This is a genomic window from Falsiroseomonas oryzae, assembly GCF_027856955.1.
Lineage (GTDB): Bacteria > Pseudomonadota > Alphaproteobacteria > Acetobacterales > Acetobacteraceae > Falsiroseomonas > Falsiroseomonas oryzae.
In genome coordinates this window covers 41205-47547 of sequence record NZ_JAPSMD010000008.1, presented here as the reverse complement: position 1 = coordinate 47547, position 6343 = coordinate 41205, and the positions used below count along the sequence as shown (strand labels likewise).

The window sequence follows — 6343 nt, the reverse complement described above, 5'->3', positions numbered from 1 at the left end:
CGTCCGGGCAGCGGGGATGGAAGGCGCAGCCGGGCGGGGGCGACACCGGGGACGGCAGGTCGCCCGCGACCGTGGGGGCGCGCGCCGCCGGCGTGGCGATTCGCGGCACCGCGGCGAGCAGCGCGCGCGTGTACGGATGGGCGGGACGACGGAGCACCGCGTCGCGCGGCCCTTCCTCCACGATGCGGCCGAGATACATCACCGCTATACGTCGCGCGAGATGCGCCACGACCGCGAGGTCGTGCGAGATGAAGAGAAGGGCGAGGCGCATCTCGTCCCGGAGCTCCCGCAGCAGCGCCAGCACTTGCGCCTGCACGGAGACGTCGAGGGCCGACACCGGCTCGTCGCAGACCACGAAGTCGGGGCGTAGGATCAGCGCGCGGGCGATCCCGATGCGCTGCCGCTGCCCGCCCGAGAACTGGTGCGGATAGCGGTCGAGATGGGCGCGCGCCAGGCCCACGCGGTCGAGCATCGCGCCGACCCGGGCATCGGCGGCGGCGCCGCGCAGACCCTCGTGCAGCACCAGCGGCAGGCCCACGATCTCGCGCACCGTGCGCCGCGGGTTCAGCGAGGCGTAGGGATCCTGGAAGATGATCTGCATCCGTCGCCGAAGCGGCCGCAGCGCCGCGTCCGGCAGCGCGGCGATATCCTGGCCGTCGAAGCGGATGGCGCCGGCGCTTGGCTCGAGCAGGCGCAGCAGCAGGCGCCCCAGCGTGGACTTCCCGCAGCCGCTCTCCCCGATCAGCCCGAGCGTCTCGCCGCGGTCCACGGCGAGGTCCACGCCCTCCACGGCGCGCAGCAGCCGGGGCGGGCGGCGCAGCAGCCGCTCGCCGAGGCCGTGCGCGACGGCATAGTGCTTGCTGACGCCGCGTGCTTCGACGAGCGGGGTCACGGCGTGACCTCCGCGGCGCGGATGCAGCGCGAAAGGCGGCCCTCGCCGGCCGGCAGCAGCGGCACGGGCTGCGCGCAGCCCGCCACGGCCATGACGCAGCGGTTGCGGAAACGGCAGCCGGCATCGAGCGCGGCGAGGTCGGGGACCTGGCCGGGGATCGGATGCAGGACACGGTCGGGATCGTCGAGGCTGGGCAGGCTCTCGGTCAGGCCGCGCGTGTAGGGGTGGCGCGGGTGGGCGATGACCTCGGCGGTCGGCCCGCTCTCCACCACCTGACCGGCATACATGACCATCACGCGCGGGCAGCGCTCCGCCACCACCGCGAGGTCGTGGGTGATCATCGCGACCGCCAGGCCGCTCTCGGCGCGAAGCTCGTCGAGCAGGTCGAGCACCTGCGCGCGGATGGTCACGTCCAGCGCGGTTGTCGGCTCGTCGGCGACGAGCAGGCGCGGGCGGGCGGCGAGCGCGATCGCGATCATGGCGCGCTGGCGCATCCCGCCCGAGAACTGGTGCGGATAGTCGCCGAGCCGCCGGGCCGCATCGGGGATGCCGACGCGGGTGAGCAGCCGCACCGCCTCGGTGCGCGGATCCACCGGGATGGCGTGGGCGCGCAGCGTTTCGGTGACCTGCGTGCCGATGGCGAGCGAGGGGTTGAGCGCCGAGAGCGCGTCCTGCATCGCCAGCGCCACGGTGCGGCCGCGCAGGCTGCGCAGCGCGGCAGGAGGGAGGGTGCGCAGGTCCTGGCCGTCCAGCTCGATCTCGCCGGCCTCGATGCGACCCGGCGGGCGCACCAGGCCCAGCACGGAGAGGAAGGTGACGGACTTGCCCGAGCCGCTCTCTCCGACGACGCCGAGCGCCTCGCCAGCGGCGATGTCGAAATCCACCCCGTCGGCCGCGGCGAGCGGGCCGCGGCGCGTCGGGAACACCGTGCGCAGGTTGCGCACCCGGAGCAGCGGTTCCCTCACGACGACTGGTGCAGGCGCGGGTCGAAGGCGTCGCGCAGCCCCTGGCTGGCAAGGTTGATGGAGAGCACCAGTGCCAGGATGCAGAGCCCCGGCAGGGTGGAGACCCACCACGCATCGACCAGGAAGTCCCGCCCGTCCGATACCATCGAGCCCCAGGAGGGCGTGGGCGGCTGCACGCCGAGGCCGAGGAAGGAGAGCGACGCCTCCATGATGATGACGTAGGCCATGCGGAAGGTCGCGACGACGAGGACGGGGGAGAGGACGTTCGGCAGGATCTCGCGCAGCATGATGTGGCGCGGCGAGCAGCCGAGCGCGCGCGCCGCCTCCACGTAGTCCTGCTCGCGAGCCGCCAGCGTCTCGCCGCGCACCACGCGGCAGGTGAAGATCCACTCCTTCAGGACCAGGGCGAGGACGATGTTGTGCAGGCCGGGGCCCATCATCGCCATCAGTCCGATCGCGAAGACGAGGTAGGGGAAGCCGAGCAGTGTATCCACGAGGCGTGAGACGAGGATGTCGGTCCAGCCGCGCAGGTAGCCTGCTGCAAGGCCGGCCAGCGTGCCGATCACCGCGGCGATCCCCACCACCAGCGCGGCGACCGAGAGCGAGACCCTCGCGCCATGGATCAGCCGGGAGAGGATATCGCGGCCCAGGCTGTCGCAGCCGAGCCAGAAGCCCGGCTCGACCGTCTCGCCGTGCCAGGCCGGGGCGCAAAGGCGGCGGAACAGGTCCGCATCTGTGGGATCCTGCGGCGCGATCCAGGGCGCCAGCACCGCAAGCAGCGCGACGCCGAGCACGACGGCGCCGGAAGCCACGGCGGTGCCGTTGCGCAGCAACCGCCGCAGCGCGAGCCCGGTGGGCGAGAGGGCGGGAAGCGGCGCCGCGACCGCGCTCACAGACGCACCTTCGGATTGAGGGCCGCATACAGCAGGTCGGCGCAGAAGTTCAGCAGCACGTAGATCACCGCGTACAGCAGCACGGCCGCCTGCACGAGCGGGTAGTTGCGCGCGAAGATGCTCTCCACCACCACCCGGCCGAGCCCCGGCCAGCCGAACACCGTCTCCACGATCATGCTGCCGCCGAGGAGCTGGCCCATCTCGATCGCCAGTACCGTGACCGCCGGGATGAGCGCGTTCTTCAGCGCATGCACGTACAGCACGCGGCGGCGCGGCAGGCCCTTCGCCTCGGCGAAGAGCACGTAGTCGGCGGCAAGCACTTCCACCATCGAGCTGCGTATGACGCGGGCAAGCAGCGCCGCGGCCGGCAGGCCGAGGGTGACGGCGGGCAGCAGGAGGTGGCTCAGCGCGCGGAGGAAGGCGTCCGGCCGCCCGGCCGCGAGCGTGTCCAGCAGCAGGAAGCCCGTCAGGCGTGGCACCTCGGCGTCGAAGGGAATGCGGCCGCCGACCGGCAGCAGGCCGAGCTGCACGGCGAAGAGCAGGATGAGCAGGATGCCGAACCAGAAGCCAGGCAGCGAGACGCCGAACAGCGACAGCGCCGACAGGCCGCGGTCCAGCCAGGAATCCCGCCGCACCGCGGCCGCGACGCCGAGCGGCACGGCGACGAGCAGGGCGATCAGCAGGGCGACGAGGGTGAGCTCGATCGTGGCGGGCAGGCGCTCCGCGATCACCTCGATCACCGGCCGGCGGTGGAAGAAGGACAGGCCGAAATCGCCCGTCACCGCGTTGCCCAGGAAGACCAGGTAGCGCTCGACCAGCGGCCGATCGAGGCCGAGATCGGCGCGCAGCATCGCCGCCTGCTCCTCCGTCGCGCGCTGGTCGGCGAGCATGATCTCCACCGGGTCGCCCGGCGTCAGCGTTATCATCAGGAAGACGACGAGGCTGACGCCGAACAGCACGACCGGCAGCTGGACCAAGCGCTCGAGGACGCGCGGGAAGCTCACCCGACGATCCGAACCCTGTGGAGGTTGATGCGGCTGTCGGCCTGCGGGCGCCAGCCCTCGATGCGGCGGGAGACGCCGTAAAGGTCCTGTGGCAGCCACAGGAAGATCCAGGGCGCCTCTTCGCTGACGATGCGCTGGGCGCGCTGGTACATCTCGCGCCGGCGGGCCTGATCGGGCTCGACCTCGGCGGCGTCGAGCAACCGGTCCACCTCGGCGTTCGAGAAGCCGGAGCTGTTGCCTCGTCCGCCAGTCCGCAGCGTGGGCAGCATGATGTCGGAGGGATCGAGCGACGCATTCCCCCAGGAGGAGAGATACATGTCGCGCTCGCGCCGACGCTCGGCGTTCATCCATGTGGGATTGATCACCGCGCCTTCCCACATCTGGGTGCGCACCCTGAGCCCGGTGCGGGAGAGGAGGGCGGCGATCGCCTCCGCCACCTCGCGAGTCGCGCCAGTGGTGTCGATCACCATCTCGAACCCCTGGGGTACGCCGGCCTCGGCCAGCAGCGCGCGGGCGCGGTCGAGGTCGAGGCGATATTCGGGCAGGTCCGGGTTGAAGGCGAAGCTGTCGGGGCTCATCACGCCGCGGAGCGGGGTGGCGGTGCCGCCGAGCACGCGCGAGATGATCGCCGCCTTGTCTAGCGCATGGTTCAGCGCGCGGCGCACCCGGACGTCGGTGAAGGGCGGCTTCGCGACGTTCATCGAGACGAAGAAGCTGCGCGTGCCGTTCACGCGCATCACCTGCGCGTTGCGGCTTGCTTCGACCTGCCGCAGAGCGGACGGCGGCAGATCGTTGACGATGTCCACCTCGCCGGCCAGCAATGCGGCGATGCGGGTGGCGTTCTCCGGCAGGACGCGGAAGATCACGCGGTCCACCTGGGCCGGGCCGGCGGGGGGGATCTCGGGCGAGCCACCGTAGTAGTCGGCGAAGCGCTCCATGATCACCGCCTCCCCGCGCCGCCAGTCCACCAGGCGGAAGGGGCCGCAGCCATCGGTGCGGGTCTGCATGCCGTCCTGCCCGACGCGCGCGACATGGCGGCGGTTGACGATCTCCTGCGCGGGAAGGATGCCGACCATCGGCGCCCAGGGCTGCGAGAGGCGGAGCCGGACCGTGCGCTCGTCGAGGATCGACGTCTCCTCGAGCGGGCCGAGCAGGTCGCGCCGGGGGCTGGTCTGGCCGCCCATGGCGTTGGGCCGCGTGAGCCGGTCGAGGCTGAACTTCACGTCCTCCACCGTCAGCGGATCGCCGGAGTGGAAGCGGATGCCCTGGCGGATGCGGAACTCGTAGGTGGCCGCGTCCACGACGCGCATGCTCTCTGCGATCTCCGGCACCACCTGCATGTCCGGGCTGCGCGCCATCAAGCCGTCATAGATGTTGCGGATGACAGTCTGCGTCTCGCGGTTGCGGTGGTTGGCGGGGTCGAGCGTCAGAGCGTCCTGCGTGAAGCCGACGCGCACCTCGCGCGCGGCGCGCTGCGCGGGTGCCGCGCGCGGCAGGCCGATGACGGCGGGTGCTGCAAGCGCACCCAGGAGGGCACCACGGCGCGTGAAGCTCATCCGTTCCACCTCCCAATCCCAGGGCAGATCCTCGGGTCCGGCAGCGCGAAAGCGGGCTCCCTTCGCCCGGCCAGGGACGATGTTGACATGATTTGCTTCCGCGCGCCAAGCTTCTGAAACGGATCTTTCAGCATGCCCGGAGGGTGGTCGAGCACGATGGCGGGAGAGGCGCGGTGAGCGGAGCGGTGCCGCTGGTCCGCCTGCTCGCGGCCCGGGAGGCGGAGCTGCCGCCGAGCCAGCGGGCGCTGGCCCGCCACGTGCTGGCCAACTACCAGTCCGTCGCCTTCTCGACGGTGGCGGACCTGGCCCGCGCCGCGGGCGTGAGCGAGGCGACGGTGGTCCGGCTGGCCAACGCGCTCGGCTTCAGCGGCTATCCGGCGCTGCAGAAGGAGATCCGACGCATCGTGCGCGCCGACCTCAAGGGGACGGAGCGCTTCCACCTGCTCGAACGGCAGCGGCCGCAGCGCGGCGGCACGCTGGAGCGCGTGCTGGCCGAGGAACTCGACAACCTCGCCCACCTGCGGGGGACCGTGGACGCCGCGGCGGTGCGACAGGCGGCTGCGGCGTTGCGGCGCGCGCGGCGGATCCTGGTGGTGGGCGCGCGCGGCGCGGCGCCGCTGGCCTTCCATCTCTGGTTCGCGCTCGACAAGCTCGGCCTCGATCCCGCGCGGTCGCTGGCCGCCGATACCGAGGCCACGGACCGGCTCAGCCGCATGGACCGGCGCGACGTCGTCGTGGTGATAGGCTTCCCGCGCTACCTGCGCGCCAAGGTCCGGCTGCTGGAACTCGCCGGCCGGCTCGGGGTGACGCGCATCGTCGTCACCGACAGCCCGTTCTCGGCGCTGAAGGGAGAGATCGGGCTGCATGCGCCGGCCGAATCCGGCTCCTTCGTCGCCTATCACGCGGCGCCGCTGGTCCTGCTGAACGCGCTGGTGGAGGAGGTCGCCGCCGCCGACCGCCAGGCGACGATGGCCGCCCTGCAGGCCTTCGAGGCGACCGCCGAGGCGCAATCCTATTTCCAGCCGCCGTGACG

The 6343-nt window shown here is 72.1% G+C and carries 6 protein-coding genes; 1 reads left to right on the top strand and 5 read right to left on the bottom strand.

The window, feature by feature from the left end:
- The 5 genes from OZN99_RS02425 to OZN99_RS02405 form a co-directional block, all read right to left on the bottom strand.
- Window positions 1-892, bottom strand: an 892-nt coding sequence (locus tag OZN99_RS02425) for an ABC transporter ATP-binding protein (protein ID WP_270933573.1), incomplete at its 3' end; no start/stop codon positions are given.
- Entirely contained in the window at window positions 889-1857 is a 969-nt protein-coding gene (locus tag OZN99_RS02420) for an ABC transporter ATP-binding protein (protein WP_270933572.1), read from the bottom strand. The genes OZN99_RS02420 and OZN99_RS02425, both read right to left, overlap by 4 nt.
- Window positions 1854-2750: an ABC transporter permease gene (locus OZN99_RS02415; RefSeq protein WP_270933571.1), complete on the bottom strand. Its 897-nt coding sequence runs from the start codon at window positions 2748-2750 to the stop codon at window positions 1854-1856. The genes OZN99_RS02420 and OZN99_RS02415 overlap by 4 nt, the downstream gene beginning before the upstream one ends.
- Window positions 2747-3754 (bottom strand): ABC transporter permease, encoded by a 1008-nt coding sequence (locus OZN99_RS02410; RefSeq protein ID WP_270933570.1) that lies wholly within the window; start codon window positions 3752-3754, stop codon window positions 2747-2749. Before OZN99_RS02410 ends, OZN99_RS02415 begins: the two co-directional genes overlap by 4 nt.
- On the bottom strand, window positions 3751-5310 hold the full coding sequence (locus OZN99_RS02405; RefSeq protein WP_270933569.1) for an ABC transporter substrate-binding protein: 1560 nt from the start codon (window positions 5308-5310) through the stop codon (window positions 3751-3753). Before OZN99_RS02405 ends, OZN99_RS02410 begins: the two co-directional genes overlap by 4 nt.
- A 173-nt stretch (window positions 5311-5483) precedes the next feature.
- On the opposite strand from OZN99_RS02405, the gene OZN99_RS02400 reads away from it, so the two are divergent.
- Window positions 5484-6341, top strand: coding sequence for a MurR/RpiR family transcriptional regulator (locus tag OZN99_RS02400; RefSeq protein ID WP_270933568.1), 858 nt, complete (start codon window positions 5484-5486; stop codon window positions 6339-6341).
- Window positions 6342-6343 lie beyond the last annotated feature (2 nt).